Origin of the sequence: Xiashengella succiniciproducens (assembly GCF_023674465.1) — a bacterium.
Lineage (GTDB): Bacteria > Bacteroidota > Bacteroidia > Bacteroidales > Marinilabiliaceae > Geofilum > Geofilum succiniciproducens.
The window spans coordinates 541,648-558,676 of sequence record NZ_CP098400.1 but is presented as its reverse complement, the minus strand read 5'-3'; the positions used below and the strand labels follow the sequence as shown (position 1 = coordinate 558,676).

Genomic DNA, 17,029 nt, shown 5'->3' with positions numbered 1-17,029 from the left:
TAAATCTATTCCCTGCCCTTGTTTCTTTGAAAATGTTGCTTCTTCCGATTAATATTGTTGCGTACATTCTGGTTTTCACGGGGTTCGCCCGACCCTCTGAAATGCCTTGACTCAGCAGTCAGGGCTCCACCAGAAAGCCTTTTAATATCTTCCATTACCCTCTCATCAGTAGCATTGTCCTTGTTCCAGTTAATCAGAGACTTCTTCATCTGACCAACAATCAAGGTCACCAAATGATCCTTCAGTTCGCCTTCTTCCATACCGGAGGCCTTCTTTATCATCTGCTCTACCAATCTTCCGTAATGCCTGTAAGTCATCACGTAGTCACTGTAGGGAACCTTGTCAGGAGTTGTACTAAATTGGTTGATCTTTGTTACATCATAAGGATAGTCGATATCAAGCTTGAAATCAGACATCAATGCAAGGTGATCCCATAGCTTGTGCTTAAAATCACTTACATCACGAAGGTGAGGGAAAAGATTACCCATCACTGATATTATTGAATAAGCACACTTCAGCCTTTCATCCCTGTCTTCAATGGTGGTTGCATACTCAACCATCTTGTGAATATGACGTCCATACTCGGGAAGGACAAGCTGTTTTCTTTGTGAATTGTAATCCATCGAAAAATTTTAAAAATACTCTTTTATAACTCCGGAAATAATACTTGCGGGAAGATGTCAACTAACGACAACAGGCAAAGGTTCAGATAGAAGACAAAGCTAACCCAATATTTTTAGTTTGGCAAACTTCAGTAATAATTGTTTAGTTCCCGCATTTTCAAACCTTACATGAGCCTTGGTGTCCGGAGCCTGTCCTTCTAGTGCAATCACTTCTCCCAAACCAAAACGCTCATGCTCTACCTTGCATCCCACACTTATCCTGTCAAATTCGGAAAACTTGCTGTCGGTAAACCTTCCTCCCTCAGATGAAGAACCCGAAACAGTGTTGCTGAAGCTACTACTGAATTTTGGCCTTGAAGGTTCCGTTGGCCTATCAGAGAAATTAAACAAGGGCTTGCGTGCCTGACTTTGCTCCCTCATTCCGGATCCACCAAACGCTGACTTTTCTTCTATGCTTAGATAACTCTGATCGATCTCCCTAAGAAAACGACTGGGATTAACGAAGTTGAACTCACCATTCTTAAATCTGCTACGTGCATAGGACAAGGTAACTCGTTTCTCAGCTCGAGTGACTGCCACATAAAACAAGCGTCTTTCTTCCTCAAGTTCCTGCATATTGGAGCCCGACATTGGTGAAGGAAAGGTACCCTCCTCGATTCCTACGATGTACACATACGGAAACTCAAGGCCCTTGGCTGAGTGAATAGTCATCAAAGTAACCTTCTCACTCTCAGCCTCATTCTCATTATCCTGGTCAGTCATCAGGGAAACCTCAGCCAGATAATCAGTCAGTGAAGCAGGTTCGCCCGCCTCCTTGCGGGCATCACAAAACTCCCGCACCGCGTTTAGCATTTCATCAACGTTCTCAAACCTTGCCCGTCCTTCTGTTGAAGTATCTGACTGCAATTCCTTTAATAAACCACTTGTAGCCAGTATTTCAGTTGTCATGTTATATGCATCCAGTTCGCCCGACTTGGCAACAAAGCCCTTGATAATACCGGTAAATGCACCCAACTTGCGCAAAGTACCGCTGTTAAAGCCCAGAGCCGAAATGCCTGGATGGTTTAACACCTCCCATATAGTAATATCATTATGTACAGCTGTTGCTTCCAGTCTGTCAAGAGTAGTCTTACCTATGCCCCTTGCAGGATAGTTGATTATCCTCTTAAGTGCTTCACCATCCCTTGGATTAATAGCCATTCGCAGATAAGCCAGCAAGTCTTTGATTTCCTTACGCTGATAGAAAGAAAGTCCTCCATATATGCGGTAAGGGATACCGGCTTTACGAAATGACTCCTCAAAAATACGTGACTGGGCATTGGTACGGTACAGAATTGCATAGTCATTAAAAGAAGCTTCATCGCCGCCCTTTCTGGCCACTATATCATTGGCTATCAGATAACCTTCCTCAACATCCGAATAAGCCTGCAGTATACGAATTTTCTCACCCTCCTCGTTGACCGAAAAGACCTGTTTGCGGATCTGGCCCTTATTATTTGAGATAATACTGTTTGCAGCGTTTACAATGGTCTGAGTAGAACGGTAGTTTTGTTCCAGTTTAAATAGCTTATAGTCTGGATAATCATTACGGAAATTCAGAATATTCTCTATCTTGGCTCCTCTGAAACCATAGATACTTTGAGCATCATCACCCACTACGGTAATATTCCTGTCAGGTTCAGCGAGCTTTCTGATTATCAGATACTGTGACATATTGGTGTCCTGATACTCATCTACAAGAATGTATTTAAACAAGTTGCAATACTTGGCAAGTACATCCGGATGGTCACGAAACAGAATATTCGTATTGAGCAACAGATCGTCAAAATCCATTGCGCCGGCCTTGTAGCACTCCTTCATATAGCGTGCATAAATCTCATGTACTCTGGGAACCTTAGAAGCTGCATCACTCATCAACCTCTTCTGGTCACGGGCATAGGCATTAGGAAGTATCAGATTGTTTTTGGCAGATGAGATCTTTGAAAGTACCAAACCCGGCCTGTATTCTTTCTCCTTTATCCCCATCTCATTGAGGATACTCTTGATCAGACTCTTCGAATCGCCAGTATCGTAGATTGTGAAATTGCTTGGATATCCCGTCCTCTCATGCTCAGCCCTTAGTATTCTAAGGAATATTGAGTGGAAAGTGCCCATCCACAGACGCGAAGCCCTTTCCCTTCCAACAAGTGATGCGATACGTTCCTTCATTTCAGCTGCTGCCTTGTTTGTAAAGGTCAGCGCCAATATGTTCCATGGCGCTGCATTACCTGACAACAGGTAGGCAATGCGATATGTCAGCACACGGGTTTTTCCGGAGCCGGCACCAGCAATAACAAGGTTTGGACCATCTGTCGACAGTACTGCTTCCCTTTGTGCATCATTTAGTTGTTGAAGAAATTCAGGCACGGACAGTTCTTGATTTACCAATTCGTATATGGGCAAAAATACAATTAATCACCCATAATTTCGTTAGCAATTGTGTAAATTAGCGCATCAAAGCCGTACTAACATCAGGACTATGAACTTACTCCCGAAAACCTCGACTCTTCTTCTATTTTTCCTATCCTTTATGACCGTGACATCCGGTCAGCTATTGCTGGAAAGTAGCACCCCTTATATGAAAGCTGAGAATACTGCAGTACCGGCCGACAGTATTTATCTGGTAAATCAGGTTGCCGGACTTACAGTCAGGACTTCACTACAGGGTAGCTATATATATGAATGGCTAGGCTTCAATAATAACAGCGACAGTTGGGATATCCCTCTGGCCTATGGAACAATAAGCACCTATACACCCTTGATAGAAGGAGGTATTCTGCTTAACATCAGGGATATCAACTCCGACCAGATCATCAGCAGCTACCGCTGCTGGATCTTTGTTCCCCAGATACTTGGTGCATCAGTTTCAATAGAGGAAAGTACATGTCAGTATCTTACCTTTGTAGGAACTGCCCAGACTCGCAATCTTGTATATTATGACCTGGACGGCAATTCTCATATTGTCGTATATCCCCTGACATACAGCATCAGTTCCTCACAGGGAATTGAGGGAGAAAGCAAGGATGAGTTTGTTTCAATAGAAGCACCTTTCAGTGATGATGAATATACTCTTACCGTAGCTTTGCCGGCATTGGGGAAAAGTGCGAGTAGTGAACCGGTAGCCCATACTGCCTTTGCAGTAAGGGCCATGATAGGGCACGAAGTGATAAAGCCGGAGGTTCCCAATGAAGGGCACATGGGAATAGTCAGTGGATCTGCGCCGTTGGAGATTCGCTTTACTGACAATAGCAAGGGAGTGGTGACAAACCGGGAATGGAGACTGGGTAGTATCTCCTCGAGAGAGAAGGATCCCTTTCATGTATTTACAACGGCAGGCAGGGATACAGTAAGGCTCTTTGTCGAGAACTTTGAGACTGGTTGTATGGATGAAGCCGAACTGGAAATTTTGATTATGGATCTGGCACTTGAGGCTCCCAATGCCTTTACTCCAAACGGAGACGGGGTGAATGACCAGTTTAGGGTATATTACAGGTCAGTACGTAAATTCAAAATGCAGATAGTAAGTCGCTGGGGACGCACAGTATACGAATCCGACAATCCTGCTGAGGGATGGGATGGCAGCATTGGCAATGGAGATGCACCTCCGGGGGTATATTACTACTTTGTTGAGGCCGAAGGCTATAATCCTGGTGAGAAGATTAAACTTCAGGGTCCTGTACACCTAATAAGAGAGAAATAAGAAATAACCGATAAATTACTACAAATGGTAAAGCACGTTGTACTTTTTAAATTTAAGAGTGAACTTCCAGCCGATCAGAAGGCGAAGAAAATGGCTACAATAAAAGAAGCGCTTGAGGGGTTGAGAACAAAGATTAAGGAACTGGGCTATATTGAAGTCGGTATCAACTCAAATCCATCGGAGACTTACGATCTGGCTCTGATCAGCGAGTTCACTGACTGGGACAGTCTGAAAGCATATGTAGTACATCCCGAACACCAGAAGGTATCGGCAATGATACGTGAGATACTTGAAACAAGAGCTTGCGTTGACTACGAATTCTAATACAGGAGCCCTGTCACACTCTGTCTGAGAAGACACAGTGTGGCAGGGGTCTTAGATTATATTGCGAAGCCATAACCTCACCGTAGGCCCCTGCAGAACGAATTACAAGTACATCGCCCCTTGATGTCTCAGGCAGGGACACAGCTTTTCCAAAACTGTCAGACGACTCACATATTGGTCCTACAACATCATACTTTTCTTCCGCAGCAGAACTTGAGATATTCTCTATTTTATGATATGCCTGATACAAAGCAGGTCTTATAAGGTCAGTCATTCCTGCATCAACGATAGCAAACCTGGTCTTGACACCTTCTTTTACATATAACACACGAGTAACAAGGCTACCACACTGACCAACCACTGCGCGCCCTAGTTCGAAGTGCAGTTCCTGCCCCTCACCTAGTTTGATGCCGTCCCTGAATACTTTAAAATAGCTCTCAAAATCAGGAACAGGATTTGCATCAGGATACTGGTAGTCAATTCCCAGTCCACCACCAACATTAATAATCCTCAGATTGTAGCGTCTCTGGGTAAACCAATCCATTATCTCACTAACCCTGTTGCACAGGTTGCGGAATGACTGCATATCGGTAATCTGAGAACCGATATGGAAGTGAATACCCTCTAGTTTAATATTTGTAAGAGTCTCAAGACTTGTAACAACCTTTTCGAGATCCCACTGATTGATACCAAACTTATTTTCCTTTAATCCGGTAGTTATATAGTGGTGAGTACGGGCATTCACATTGGGGTTGACCCGGAGGGCAACCCTGGCTGTTTTACCTTTCGATGCAGCAATCTGATTTATGATCTCAAGCTCTGGAATTGATTCTACGTTGAAGCAGGCGATATCATTATCCAACCCCAATTCAATTTCCCAATCTGACTTCCCTACACCGGCAAAGACAATGCCTGAGGGCTTGAATCCACAATCAATAGCACGTCGAATCTCATAACCGCTAACACAGTCGATTCCCAGCCCGTAATTCCTTATTTTTTCAAGTATGACAGGATTAGCATTGGCTTTTACAGCATAGTGTACCACGAAGCCATATTTACCGGCCTCCCTGCTAAGACTTTCAAGGGTGCGGTCCAGCAATTCCATGTCATAATAATAAAATGGGGTCTTTATCTCCCTGAATTTTGGAAGTGGGAATCGACTTTGCATCTAGGGTATTTTATTTGGTTATACAACACTAAAACAGGTGTGCACTCAATGCTCTCAAGGCATCTTTCTTGTATTCGGCAGCGACAAGAACAGAAATATTGTGGTCGCTTCCGCCATAAGAAATCATCCTGATCGGAATCTCTTTAAGTGCATTAAATACACGATCGGCATAGCCCTTGTTTTCACGTCTCAGTTCACCTACGATACAGATAATTACCTGGTCTGTGTCAATCTCTACGGCACCATATTTCTTGAGGTCATCAACGATCTCGTTAAGGAAACGGTCATTGTCGATTGTAACAGAAACACCAACCTCGGAAGTGGTGATCATATCGATAGGAGTCTTGTAGCTTTCGAAGATCTCGAAAATCTTTCTCATGAAACCATAGGCAAATAGCATGCGACCTGATTTGATTCGGATAGCAGTGATATTATCCTTGGCAGCAATAGCCTTGATTCCGGCAGATGTTTCATTACCCGAAATCAAAGTACCGGGAGCAGCAGGATCCATGGTATTGAGAAGGCGTACGGGTATGTTGCCCAGTTTGGCAGGCAATACACTGGTAGGGTGCAGGATCTTGGCCCCAAAATATGCAAGTTCTGCAGCCTCATCAAAAGACAGTTCGGCAATAGACCTGGTACCCTCAACAAAACGAGGGTCATTATTATGCATACCATCGATATCGGTCCATATCTGGATTTCAGAAGCATTGATTGCGGCTCCGATTAACGATGCGGAATAATCACTTCCTCCACGTTGCAGATTATCGACCTCTCCAAAGGCGTTCCTGCAAATATATCCCTGAGTAATAAAAATCTCAGCATCAGGATATTTCTCAAGCATGGGCACCAGATTCTCCCTTATGTAAATATGATCAGGTTCACCATTCTTGTTGGTTCTCATATAGTCAAGGGCAGGCAGGAGAACTGATTTGATACCCTGCTCAAGCAGGTAGTAATTCATCATTGCAGTAGAAATCAGCTCGCCCTGAGCCAGGATGCTCTTCTCCTCATTAACTGTAAAGACATCCATAGTAAAGGCTTTGATCTCGTCAAAATGACAACGTATCAGGTCATGGCCCTTTTGCTTATATTCATTAGTACTGTAAAGCCTTTCAATCTCAGCGTAGTACTTGCTTTCAAGATTATTGATGATCTCATTGGCGGCATCATGATTCTTCTTGTACAGGTAGTTGGCAATCTCAACCAAAGTATTGGTAGTACCCGACATAGCCGATAATACTACCAGTTTGCGCTTACCATCACAAATAAGCCTGGCAACCTCTTTAATTCTTTCTGCCGAACCTACTGAGGTTCCGCCAAATTTCAAAACCTTCATCTCCTGTTTATTATAATTAAAGTTAGTTTCATGATATAAGGGATCCGTCCACACCAGCCCTATGACAAATTGTTGCAAATTTACTGGTTTTTGCTTAAATCGTTAAATCAAAAACGTAATATTAGCTTCAATTCACCTAAAAATACCTGCCCTTAGTAAAATAATTACTTCTCCTCAGGTATATGGACTTCAAGAATCTTTGCTCCAGTAGTAGTAAAAAGATCAATACGGTTGAGTTCTGCGGGAATAAGTACAGTTTCTCCCGTCTTTATGGTTTCAACACCCTGTCCCTTATTAAATGAGATTTCGGCTTCTCCTTCAACACAGACCAGAATCACAAAGGAGTCAAGATGGTAGTAATCCCTCCCTATAGGTTTGTCAAAACTAAGAAGGTAGGTACTGAAAAATGGTGTGGTACACAGCTCTGAAGCACCATTCTCCTCAGTTGTATAGTCCAGCCTATGGCCATGAGTATCTTTAAAATTGATTGCATCAAGAGCCTCTTCAATGTGGAGATCTCTCTTATTGCCCTTAGCATCAGTCCGGTCGTAATCATAGATACGGTATGTAAGGTCGGAGGTCTGTTGTATCTCGGCAAGCATTATCCCTTTCCCTATTGCATGTACCCGTCCGGCCGGAATATAGAAGACATCACCTTTGTTTACCTGATACGAGGCAAGGAGTGAGAGCACACTATTATTCTCCACAGCCTTTGTATACTGTTCCGGTTCTGTCTCATGCTTAAAGCCACTAATCAATTCCGCTCCCGGCTCAGCATGCATTATATACCACATTTCCGACTTTCCAAAGGAATTATGTCTCTCAGCTGCCAGTTCATCATTGGGATGAACCTGTATTGACAGGTCATCATTTGCATCTATAAATTTTATAAGCAGGGGAAATTCCTCACCATATTTTTTGAAGACTCTTTCCCCTACAAGATCCCCCATATATACTTCTATAAGTTCATTGAGATCATTACCTTGAAGAAAACCGTTGCTCACAACGGATATACTGCCTTCTACACCAGACAGTTCCCAGCTCTCACCTATATTATCTTTCCCTTTCAGGTCCTTGTTAAGCCGGGTTTGAAGCTTATCCCCTCCCCATATCCTATCCTTAAGGATAGGCTTGAATTTCAAAGGATATAAAATACTACTCATTGTAAGCAACTTTTTAGATATTCAACAAATATATAAAATCGTGCATCTTAATTAAACCTAAATAGTTTTGTTGAAGACTTAATTGCATTATTAATATTTTGTTTGCCGATAACAATCGTTACTTTTGCAATGCCAAATCACTTCAAAAAATGGTAATTAGGAGCGCTCAATTTGTTTGCAGCAACAGTGACGTAAAAAGCTGTCCGGCACCAAAGTTGCCGGAATATGCATTCATAGGACGTTCTAACGTAGGCAAGTCTTCGCTTATCAACATGCTGTGCAATACCAGGAAGCTTGCCAAGACCTCATCCACTCCCGGTAAGACTCAACTGATAAATCACTTTTTAATAAACAACTCATGGTACCTGGTCGATTTACCGGGCTATGGGTTTGCCCGTGTTGGTCAAAGCCTGAGAGAAAAGTTCAGCAAGATTATCGCAGATTACCTCAATGCACGTACCAACATGATGTGTCTGTTTGTGCTGATTGATGCACGACTCGAACCACAGACCTTGGATATGGATTTTATGCGTAGTGCGGCCTTGAGTCAGATTCCTTTCGCCATGATTTTCACAAAAGCTGACAAGCTCAAACCAGGAGCACTCATGCGTAATATTGAGTATTACAAGAAAACCATGCTCCAGGAGTGGGCCGAGCTTCCGCAGATGTTTATCTCCTCAGCCGAGAATGGGATGGGTAAGGATGATATCCTGAATTTCATAGAGGAAGTAAATACCAGGTGGGATGGCTAATAATGAATATTCGTAATCACTATATTTGGGACTTATTAAAGCAATTACAACAACCTGATAAAAAACACTTTAATGGTGGCACCTAAGGCCGATATTAAGATTTTTCCCGGAACTCAGACACGTTATCTGGCTGAAAAGATCAGCAGTTGTGCCGGTATTGAATTGGGCAACATCAATGTAATAAGATTCAGTGACGGCGAGTTTACTACCGTCTATGAAGAAACCGTTCGGGGCTCCCATGTGTTCCTCGTCCAATCAACCATTCCTCCAACAGAGAACTTCTTTGAGCTGCTGATGATGATTGATGCAGCCAAGAGAGCATCCGCAAGCAAGATTGTTGCAGTTATCCCCTATTTTGGCTTCGCGCGCCAGGATCGCAAGGACCAGCCGCGTGTCTCGATAGGAGCAAAACTTGTTGCTGATATGCTGATGGTAGCCGGGGTTGACCGTGTGATCACAATGGACCTGCATGCAGATCAGATTCAGGGATTCTTCAATATTCCAGTGGATCATCTTTATGCATCAGCAATCTTCGTCCCTCATATCCGCAGTCTGGGACTTAGCGATCTGGTAATTGCATCTCCTGACGTTGGTGGTACCAAGAGAGCCAATTCATATGCCAAGTTCCTCGGTACTCCAATGGTAATCTGTCACAAGTACAGATCCAAGGCTAATGTTGTTGATGAGATGAGAATCATCGGTGATGTTGAAGGCAAGAATGTAATCATCATAGATGACATGATTGATACGGCAGGTACTCTGACTAAAGCTGCAGAAATGATGATGAATCAGGGAGCATTAAGCGTTCGCGCTTTTGCAACACACCCCGTATTGTCAGATCCGGCTTATGAGCGCATTGAAAATTCGGCCTTGAAAGAGTTGTATGTTACCGACTCTATCCCACTTCGTAAGGAAACATCAAAAATTAAAGTGTTGAGTGTGGCTCCGTTATTTGCTGATACAATCCTGAAAGTCTACAGCAACCAGTCAATTAGTTCACACTTTATAATGTGATACATTGACAAATACGATCAACAATTTGGTACTCTTAAGTAATAAATTATATCTTTGCAAGCCCGATTTTCGGGAAAGGTGTGATGGGAAATTAAGATTACATCTTTGACTTAATTTTGAGTAGCACAAACTAAAACATTTAAGATGCAAACAATTGAGATTAAAGCAGCTAAGAGAGAGAACCTAGGAAAAGCTGCTACAAGAGAGCTGCGCAAAAGCGGCAAAGTGCCCTCAGTGCTTTACGGAGGTAAGGAGAATATACATTTTTCTGCAGAAGACAATGAGTACAGAAAGCTTCTGTATACACCCAATGTATATATTGTAAACCTTAACATTGATGGAACAAACTATAGCGCCATCATTAAGGACAAACAATTCCACCCTGTATCAGGAGACCTTATCCACATTGACTTCCTTCAGGTATTTGAAGACAAGCCGGTTGTTATTGAACTTCCTGTTAAGCTTGTAGGTCTTGCTGAAGGTGTTAAAGCTGGTGGCAAGCTATCTCTGGAGCAAAGGAAACTTAAAGTTAAGGGTCTGATCAAAAATCTGCCTGATGTACTTGAAGTTGACATTACCAACCTTGGACTTGGTAAGGGTGTTCAGGTTGGTGAACTGAATTACGAAGGTATTGAGCTTCTGAATGCTAAGAATTCAGTTGTTGCTGCTGTTAAGCTGACTCGTGCAGCTCGTGCCGCACAACAAAAAGACTAATAACGATCTTTTTTTATCAAAAACCTCCGTATTTCATAATATGGAGGTTTTTGTGTATATGTAAAACACCTATTCAACAAAGGCTTCAAATCCGGCAACACAATGTTAAAAAGAGTATTATCCTGGTTTAAGGGATCATCCGGCACTAATGAAGCTATAGACCCAGGCATGAAATATTTAATCGCAGGATTGGGAAATATAGGCTCAGAATATGCGCATACAAGGCATAATGTGGGCTTTGACATACTTGATCACCTTGCAGGTGAGGAAAAACTTGAGTTCAAAGACGGCCGTTATGGTTTTACTGCCGAGTACAGGTACAAAGGGCGTATATTCATACTTTTGAAACCAACTACCTATGTCAACCTGAGCGGAAGAGCAGTAAGATACTGGCTGCAAAAAGAGAATATCCCAGTAGAAAACCTACTTGTGGTAGTAGATGATCTGGCTCTTGACTTTGGTAAGCTTCGTTTGAAATCAAAAGGAAGTGACGCTGGACACAACGGACTCAAGAATATAAATGAGTCACTTGGACATAACCAATATGCCAGACTTAGGTTTGGTATAGGTAATAATTTTGGTAAGGGCCATCAGGTTGACTACGTACTTGGCAAATGGAATTCTGAGGAAGCTGCAGCTTTGCCTGAGAGATTCGGACAAGCCGTTGAAATAATACGGAGTTTCGCTACCTTAGGGATTGAAAGAACCATGAGCATGTACAATAATAAGTAAGTCTTCTGATTCTCAGATGATGGAAGAAAAGGAACAAATACGTATAGATAAGTATCTGTGGGCCGTACGCCTCTTCAAAACCCGCAGCATTGCCGCAGAGGAATGCAAGAAAGGGCGGGTAATGATTGACGGACAACCGGTCAAGTCATCCCGTGTGGTAAAGGTTGGGGATATTATATCGGTCAAGAGCCCTCCTATAGTAAAGCAATACAAGGTGCTTGCCCTTGCAGGTAATCGTATGGGAGCGAAACTAACACCTGACTTTATAAAGGATGTTACACCTGAAGAAGATCTTGAATTCTTGCGCCTTACTCAGATAGCCAATAAGCTGAACAGACCTCGCGGTTTAGGACGTCCGACAAAGAAAGAAAGGCGTGACCTCGACGAATTCTTCGATTCAGGAGAAGACCTATAATAAAACCATGCTCCAATGTTGACAGCACAACAGAAAAAGAAGGAAAATATCGCCGAATACATATTACCTATATTGAGCGATTTATACAAAAAAAAATAAAAGATAGCTTGCTTATAACCTTGATAATGTGTATTTTAGAGGTATTAAAATAAAAAAACAACACTTCACCATTTAGGTGCACAAGACTATCTTTTATGAGTACGAAGATAACAAAAATCGGCATTACAACCAATAAAATTTCTGGTCGTGGAGGGCTCCCTTTATTTCTTCGCTACACTGAGCAAATTGGCTTATATGGGCTAATATCGCGTAATGTTTCTTCTCTGCTTACTGGAAACAGCAAAGGCTTGCAGCTTCAACAGTTTGTAAAACAGATTGTTGCATTTTTTATAGATGGCACAAATATGGCCATAAGCAGTTTTGATCAAAGTAAAAAGGATGAAGGATATGCATGTTTGCTTGAATGCAAGACCGACCAATTGGCCTCTTCTCACCAGGTCAAACGTTTTTTTGGGAAGCTGTCCGTTATTTCAAACTCGGTATTCAATAAGATACTTAATGAACTGTTTATCTGGAGGCTTCACATATCCAAACCCAAAGTTATAGAACTGGGCATTGACACCATGGTTTTGGATAATGACGATGCTGCGAAACGCGAAGGTTGCGAGGTCACTTACAAGCGTAAGAAAGGGTTTCAGCCACTTCATATATGCTGGGGCTCGTTTCTGATAGACGTGACCTTTAGAAAAGGAAGTGCTCATTCCAATCATGGATCAGATTACACCGACAGGGTACGCTCTATAGTAAATCTGATACGCAAGAGATACTCCAAAGAAGTCCCTATTGTGGTGTGCGCCGATAGTGGGTTTGCGGATCAGAAAGCGTACGAGATATTCGAGCAAGAGCTTAATATACATTACATTACAACAGGAAAATTGTACAATGATGTTACTGAATATGTAAAGGCTTTACCCATTGACACTTTGGGCAAAATCACTAAAAATAAAGCAGTCTGGCAATTTGCGGAATTTGCCAGCAAGTTGAAATCCTGGTCCAAGTTTCGTCGTTGCTTTTTTACCAGATTGCACCGGGATGATACCGGGCAGTACGTAATGGAATTTGGTAAGCCTGACAGCGTCATCTATACCAATATCGGGAACTGTCCTGTCGCTGACAAAAGGCTTCGGGCATCCGGTGGAGATGAGTGGTTTAAAGCTGATACCATCATACGAAAATCACACCAAAGAGGAGCCGACGAGTTGATACATCGTAGCATTAAAGAGCTTGCTACCAGAGAACAACTTCCTTTTAAATCCTTTGGAATGAACAGAGCCTATTATTTTATGCTGGTAGTTACACACTTTATTTTCGAAGCATACAAACAAGATGTTACCGCAGAGGTTATTCCGGTAACCGTATATCCTAATACATTCAGAAGAAAGCTTATTGATTTTGCTGTCAAGATAACCTCAAGGGCAAGGAGTATTGTCCTGAATGTCACCAGAGTAATTTATGAAACGATAAATATTGAAGAGTTATGGGAACGGTGTCAGTCACCGCCGAAAATTCAGTTTGCATAAGGCAGAACAACATACCTCAGGATTGTAAACCCGTAGTGGTAATGGGAGACTTATGTCCAGACCCATAGAAAATGCGATAAAGTTCGGTTTGAGTGAAAAACAGAACTGAATTTTCGTTGAAAAAGTACACGAAAGAAGCCTACCTCTGAGAAAATTTCCGTTTTTTTGAAATCAAGTGAGACGACGGGGGCAGGTGAAATTACGAATCGCTCAATTTAGGTATTATATATGTGGCATGTTGAGAGTATCATACGTGCCAACAACTGCGATATGGATCTTATCCGCAGAAACGTACTACCCTCCTATAGTTCAGGTGACCAACGGCTGAATGAGGAAATTGAAGACTGGTGGGACAACCTGTGTATTATGCTGAAGCATGAAAACAAACAGCTTACCGGCCACCTTCAGGTACTTATCAATACGGTTAATGATGTAAACAACCTGCACCTGAGACTACTGCACTCCGACAGGTTCATCCCCTACCATATGAAATTTCAGGCTCTGGTTCCAATACTTAAAGAGCTTGAAACGAAAACCCTCCCAAAGCCATCAAATGATATTGAGCTAATGCTCAGTGCCCTGTACAATAGCTTTCTGCTCAGACTTAAAAAGATGGAAATCAGTAGGGAAACAGAGCAAGCACTAAAGGAGTTTGCTTCATTTATGGCTCTGCTTTCCAAATATTATAAGGATGACCAAAACGGAGACCTTGAGCTGGAGGATAAAGAAACCTTATAAACCTGAAACCTTATTGTACCAGCAAAGTTTCCTTCACTTAAAAATCTATTCTATAAAATATTAGTTTCTAAATACTATATCTACTCGTCTGTTGCTTCTCTTTGCAACCTCACTGCTGGTTGAGGATGCATGTTTAAATATGCCTTCCGAACCCCGGGCAAAGATTCTGATAAAATTAGGATTAGCTGCCATCTGATTGACCATAACATCCCTTATCTTTTCACACTGGATTCTTGACAATTCGCTATGATCGCCCGGGTCGCCTTCATCTACATATCCGTACAGATCCACATATTTGCCCGGATTCTGTTTCATCTCGACCACTGTCTCTGCAATCAGGATAAGGTCCTCGGTGCTGAACTCAATTTCAGCACCCGGCTTAAAGAAGATATTTCTTACCTTAAGTGTCTCATAAATTCGGGTTAGGGATTCATCAACAATTACCGAATCCTTTATTGTGACTGGCTTGCGCAGATTAGCTATCTCATCCTCCAGTTTCCTGATCTCCTCAGCCACTGGATCAATACTCTGAGCTTTGCGGAACAATGAGAAACCATAACCACGGTAAGTCCACCTCATATGGCGTTTGTCCTTCTTACCGATTTTATAGCTAAGGGTCAGTCCGGTAAAAAGGTAGCGATCGTTGGTGGATCCGGTCAGTACGTTGTCCCAGTTGTCATTTGCCGAGAATCTCATTGTTGATTCAAGTACCATGTCAAAGCTGCTGTTGATACGATACATGGCACCAAAGCCCATAGGAACCATAATACCAAGCTCCGGATCAGTCTTGGTATACGGATCATCATAGGGTTCGTACCCTACTACCAGATAACGGGGCGAATGCATATTGAAGTAGTTCTCGCGGACTACTTCATCATTAGAAGCGAAATGAAGTCTTGACCTGAACAAATTAACACCTGCTCCTATCTTGAAGTAGAAATTCCACCTGTCTTTGATTGGACCAGGAAACTCTCTAAGCTGATTAATATAGAATACTCCATTGAGAGTTATATCGTTCATCTCTCCCTTGAAATATAGGTCATCTGCACCCTGGTAAGCTTCAGACCTGCCATACATTTCACCATTGATATATTGCAGGTCTATTGCAAAAGATGGAGAAAGCTGTTTGCTAATCCAGACAGTCGGAGCAAAGCGAATGGAGCTTCCGGGAATCACATCAAAATCTTTGATGTCGGAATACATAAAGACAGCGCCGTAGCCCACGTTTATTGCCCAGGAATTGAACTGCTTTTCCCTCGAAAAACGCATTTCCTCAGTCAGTTCGCGAGTATCGGTTTGCCTTACCTGGCTTTCAAGTTGAGTTCCCGCAACAAACAGTAACACTATAGCAGCTAAAGCTCTCATCAAGGCTTATTTATTGTTGTGGATTAGGTGTTTGAAAGATATCCACTCTCCGGTTAACCAGGTGAATACCGCGTGGTGCAAGACTTCTGGTATCTGACAACAGTTCGGTATCTCCCTTAGGAACTACCGTAAATCGTGACTTATCAATACCGTAATCCTCAACCAGAACCATAAGCACATTATTGCAACGTTTCTGACTCAGCTGCATATTGTATTCAGCACTACCGCGTTGGTCGGTATAGCCCTGGATTGTAATATTTATATCAGGATTTTCCTTCATAAAACGGGCAACAGCGGCAAGAGTACGATGGCTGCGTTCAGTAATCTCACTCTTGTCGAAATCGAAGAATACTGATGCAGACAGAGTCTCCTCACGAATTATCTCTTTGCGGCTAATATAGGTCGTGTCGCCCATAACAGAGGTATCCCCCTGCACAACACTAAGGTCCTTAAGAACCTGTTGCAGTGAGTCAAGCTTTTGTGCAAGGTTGTCCTGCATCCTACGGTCACGTTCGTATGACAGATTGAAATCCTTGTAGGTCCATGAAGCATGACGTTTGTTCTTTTTACCAATCTTATAGGTAATTGAGAATGAAGCATGCATATAGGAGTCGTTGTCAGCTCCTGTCATATCCACATCAAGATTGTCCTTTGTCATATTGTGAAGCGTAGCCTCAACCCCAAGGTCAAAGCTCTTGTTTAGCCTGTAGTTTACACCTATTCCCAGGGGAACAACCATTACCCTCTCTCTGTCCGTCTTTTCACCCGCAGCGTATCCATTACGACGATACCCCATCACAAGGTAATCATCCTCAAACCAACCGCTGTAATTGGAAGGATATCCTGATACACCAGTAAATATATCGCCCTTAGTAAGAAGACTCCCATCAACCTGCCTACGCATGGTTGAGCGAAAGAAATTCACACCCAGACCGGCTTTTGCATAGATATTCCACCTGTCGCGGATTGGACCGTTGAAAATTATCTGATTGATATAAGCCTTAAGATTTAGTGATCCCTGCATCAGATCGCCTTCAAAATAGCGCTGGTACTTTTTGCCGTACATATCGGCCATTATAAACTCACCCTCAATAGCCCATGAGCGACCAAGCTGCTTGGCCACCCTGAGTGCGGGACCAAGTTTGAGGTCTGAAGAGGGAAATACAGTGTAATCAATAACATCGGAATAGTACACAACTGGTCCGTAACCTACTGTTACTGACCATGTATTATACTTCCGGTCAGGCTGGTATATCTGTTCCTCTTCCAGTTTACCAAAGTCAATCTGTGCGATTGCAATGGTGCTGATAAATAAAGTGGAGAGCAGAATCAGTAAACCTTTTTTCATAGACTTGAATTTGTC

General features: G+C 42.6%; 16 protein-coding genes. 9 read left to right on the top strand and 7 right to left on the bottom strand.

What is annotated here, in order from left to right:
- Window positions 1–5: 5 nt before the first annotated feature.
- Together M9189_RS02325 and M9189_RS02320 are read right to left on the bottom strand one after the other, a co-directional pair.
- The gene (locus M9189_RS02325) at window positions 6–623 is read right to left on the bottom strand and encodes a DUF4290 domain-containing protein (protein WP_250724324.1); all 618 of its coding nucleotides are present in this window, start codon (window positions 621–623) and stop codon (window positions 6–8) included.
- Between the two features lie 99 nt (window positions 624–722).
- Window positions 723–3,029: an ATP-dependent helicase gene (locus M9189_RS02320; protein WP_250724323.1), complete on the bottom strand. Its 2,307-nt coding sequence runs from the start codon at window positions 3,027–3,029 to the stop codon at window positions 723–725.
- Between the two features lie 163 nt (window positions 3,030–3,192).
- Here M9189_RS02320 and M9189_RS02315 point away from each other — a divergent pair, with 163 nt between their 5' ends.
- Both M9189_RS02315 and M9189_RS02310 read left to right on the top strand, forming a co-directional pair.
- On the top strand, window positions 3,193–4,362 hold the full coding sequence (locus tag M9189_RS02315) for a T9SS type B sorting domain-containing protein (protein ID WP_250724322.1): 1,170 nt from the start codon (window positions 3,193–3,195) through the stop codon (window positions 4,360–4,362).
- A gap of 24 nt (window positions 4,363–4,386) precedes the next feature.
- Window positions 4,387–4,686, top strand: a complete 300-nt coding sequence (locus M9189_RS02310; protein ID WP_250724321.1) for a Dabb family protein — start codon at window positions 4,387–4,389, stop codon at window positions 4,684–4,686.
- Between the two features lie 13 nt (window positions 4,687–4,699).
- On the opposite strand, the gene lysA is transcribed toward M9189_RS02310, so the two are convergent.
- From lysA to M9189_RS02295, 3 genes are all read right to left on the bottom strand, one after another.
- Entirely contained in the window at window positions 4,700–5,854 is a 1,155-nt protein-coding gene (gene lysA, locus M9189_RS02305) for a diaminopimelate decarboxylase (RefSeq protein ID WP_250724320.1), read from the bottom strand.
- 28 nt (window positions 5,855–5,882) lie between these two features.
- A complete protein-coding gene (locus M9189_RS02300) occupies window positions 5,883–7,193 on the bottom strand; it encodes an aspartate kinase (protein WP_250724318.1) in 1,311 nt (436 codons plus the stop codon).
- A 164-nt stretch (window positions 7,194–7,357) separates the two neighbouring features.
- Window positions 7,358–8,356: a type I phosphomannose isomerase catalytic subunit gene (locus M9189_RS02295; RefSeq protein ID WP_250724316.1), complete on the bottom strand. Its 999-nt coding sequence runs from the start codon at window positions 8,354–8,356 to the stop codon at window positions 7,358–7,360.
- Between the two features lie 149 nt (window positions 8,357–8,505).
- On the opposite strand from M9189_RS02295, the gene yihA reads away from it, so the two are divergent.
- From yihA to M9189_RS02260, 7 genes are all read left to right on the top strand, one after another.
- Window positions 8,506–9,108: a ribosome biogenesis GTP-binding protein YihA/YsxC gene (gene yihA / locus M9189_RS02290; protein WP_250724314.1), complete on the top strand. Its 603-nt coding sequence runs from the start codon at window positions 8,506–8,508 to the stop codon at window positions 9,106–9,108.
- A gap of 72 nt (window positions 9,109–9,180) precedes the next feature.
- Complete coding sequence (locus M9189_RS02285) at window positions 9,181–10,122, top strand: ribose-phosphate pyrophosphokinase (protein ID WP_250724311.1); 942 nt, start codon at window positions 9,181–9,183, stop codon at window positions 10,120–10,122.
- 144 nt (window positions 10,123–10,266) lie between these two features.
- Window positions 10,267–10,836 (top strand): 50S ribosomal protein L25/general stress protein Ctc, encoded by a 570-nt coding sequence (locus tag M9189_RS02280; RefSeq protein WP_250724309.1) that lies wholly within the window; start codon window positions 10,267–10,269, stop codon window positions 10,834–10,836.
- Between the two features lie 102 nt (window positions 10,837–10,938).
- Complete coding sequence (pth, locus tag M9189_RS02275) at window positions 10,939–11,568, top strand: aminoacyl-tRNA hydrolase (RefSeq protein ID WP_250724308.1); 630 nt, start codon at window positions 10,939–10,941, stop codon at window positions 11,566–11,568.
- Window positions 11,569–11,584: 16 nt separating this feature from the next.
- Window positions 11,585–11,983, top strand: coding sequence for an RNA-binding S4 domain-containing protein (locus M9189_RS02270; RefSeq protein ID WP_250724307.1), 399 nt, complete (start codon window positions 11,585–11,587; stop codon window positions 11,981–11,983).
- 194 nt (window positions 11,984–12,177) lie between these two features.
- Window positions 12,178–13,563 (top strand): IS1380 family transposase, encoded by a 1,386-nt coding sequence (locus M9189_RS02265; protein WP_250722148.1) that lies wholly within the window; start codon window positions 12,178–12,180, stop codon window positions 13,561–13,563.
- A 228-nt stretch (window positions 13,564–13,791) separates the two neighbouring features.
- Window positions 13,792–14,301, top strand: a complete 510-nt coding sequence (locus M9189_RS02260; protein WP_250724306.1) for a DUF4924 family protein — start codon at window positions 13,792–13,794, stop codon at window positions 14,299–14,301.
- Between the two features lie 60 nt (window positions 14,302–14,361).
- On the opposite strand, the gene M9189_RS02255 is transcribed toward M9189_RS02260, so the two are convergent.
- Together M9189_RS02255 and M9189_RS02250 are read right to left on the bottom strand one after the other, a co-directional pair.
- A complete protein-coding gene (locus tag M9189_RS02255; protein WP_250724305.1) occupies window positions 14,362–15,666 on the bottom strand; it encodes a flagellar motor protein MotB in 1,305 nt (434 codons plus the stop codon).
- A gap of 10 nt (window positions 15,667–15,676) precedes the next feature.
- Entirely contained in the window at window positions 15,677–17,014 is a 1,338-nt protein-coding gene (locus M9189_RS02250) for an OmpA family protein (protein WP_250724304.1), read from the bottom strand.
- Window positions 17,015–17,029 lie beyond the last annotated feature (15 nt).

Excerpts from the sequence above, each read along its gene's own strand:
- M9189_RS02325 (WP_250724324.1), bottom strand. The coding sequence starts at position 623 with ATGGATTACAATTCACAAAGAAAACAGCTTGTCCTTCCCGAGTATGGA.
- M9189_RS02315 (WP_250724322.1), top strand. The coding sequence starts at position 3,193 with ATGACCGTGACATCCGGTCAGCTATTGCTGGAAAGTAGCACCCCTTAT.
- M9189_RS02310 (WP_250724321.1), top strand. The coding sequence starts at position 4,387 with ATGGTAAAGCACGTTGTACTTTTTAAATTTAAGAGTGAACTTCCAGCC.
- lysA (WP_250724320.1), bottom strand. The coding sequence starts at position 5,854 with ATGCAAAGTCGATTCCCACTTCCAAAATTCAGGGAGATAAAGACCCCA.
- M9189_RS02300 (WP_250724318.1), bottom strand. The coding sequence starts at position 7,193 with ATGAAGGTTTTGAAATTTGGCGGAACCTCAGTAGGTTCGGCAGAAAGA.
- M9189_RS02295 (WP_250724316.1), bottom strand. The coding sequence starts at position 8,356 with ATGAGTAGTATTTTATATCCTTTGAAATTCAAGCCTATCCTTAAGGAT.
- yihA (WP_250724314.1), top strand. The coding sequence starts at position 8,506 with ATGGTAATTAGGAGCGCTCAATTTGTTTGCAGCAACAGTGACGTAAAA.
- M9189_RS02285 (WP_250724311.1), top strand. The coding sequence starts at position 9,181 with ATGGTGGCACCTAAGGCCGATATTAAGATTTTTCCCGGAACTCAGACA.
- M9189_RS02280 (WP_250724309.1), top strand. The coding sequence starts at position 10,267 with ATGCAAACAATTGAGATTAAAGCAGCTAAGAGAGAGAACCTAGGAAAA.
- pth (WP_250724308.1), top strand. The coding sequence starts at position 10,939 with ATGTTAAAAAGAGTATTATCCTGGTTTAAGGGATCATCCGGCACTAAT.
- M9189_RS02270 (WP_250724307.1), top strand. The coding sequence starts at position 11,585 with ATGATGGAAGAAAAGGAACAAATACGTATAGATAAGTATCTGTGGGCC.
- M9189_RS02265 (WP_250722148.1), top strand. The coding sequence starts at position 12,178 with ATGAGTACGAAGATAACAAAAATCGGCATTACAACCAATAAAATTTCT.
- M9189_RS02260 (WP_250724306.1), top strand. The coding sequence starts at position 13,792 with ATGTGGCATGTTGAGAGTATCATACGTGCCAACAACTGCGATATGGAT.
- M9189_RS02255 (WP_250724305.1), bottom strand. The coding sequence starts at position 15,666 with ATGAGAGCTTTAGCTGCTATAGTGTTACTGTTTGTTGCGGGAACTCAA.
- M9189_RS02250 (WP_250724304.1), bottom strand. The coding sequence starts at position 17,014 with ATGAAAAAAGGTTTACTGATTCTGCTCTCCACTTTATTTATCAGCACC.